The organism is Pseudomonas sp. DrBHI1 (genome assembly GCF_002205115.1).
Taxonomy (GTDB): domain Bacteria; phylum Pseudomonadota; class Gammaproteobacteria; order Pseudomonadales; family Pseudomonadaceae; genus Aquipseudomonas; species Aquipseudomonas mosselii.
In genome coordinates this window covers 1-302 of sequence record NZ_NIBE01000111.1, presented here as the reverse complement: position 1 = coordinate 302, position 302 = coordinate 1, and the positions used below count along the sequence as shown (strand labels likewise).

Below are 302 nucleotides of genomic sequence, written 5' to 3'. Positions count from 1 at the left end.
GCCCGGTACATGCTGGGCCCGGTTGCCGGCAAACCCGAAGCCCGTGGTATCGCGGTGGTGGTGGAAGATGCCATCGGCATCACCCAGCAACTCAATGCCTGGCGCAACGCGGGCATGGAACACCTGAAGGATTGGCTGGAAGCCCCGGAGTCGGTCGCGGGAAAACCCGGCCCCAGCAACGAGCGCAAGGTGCTGGTCGCCCAGGCCTTCACCGAACTGCATCAGCAATTCAGTGAGCGCAAGGTCGCCGCGCTGGTCGACCGTCACAAAGAGGCCATGCGCGCCCACCTCGCCGGTGCCGA

General features: G+C 65.9%; 1 pseudogene. It reads left to right on the top strand.

Annotated elements, in window-relative coordinates:
* A pseudogene (locus CC207_RS27040) lies at positions 1 to 302 on the top strand (hypothetical protein); the annotation flags it as partial.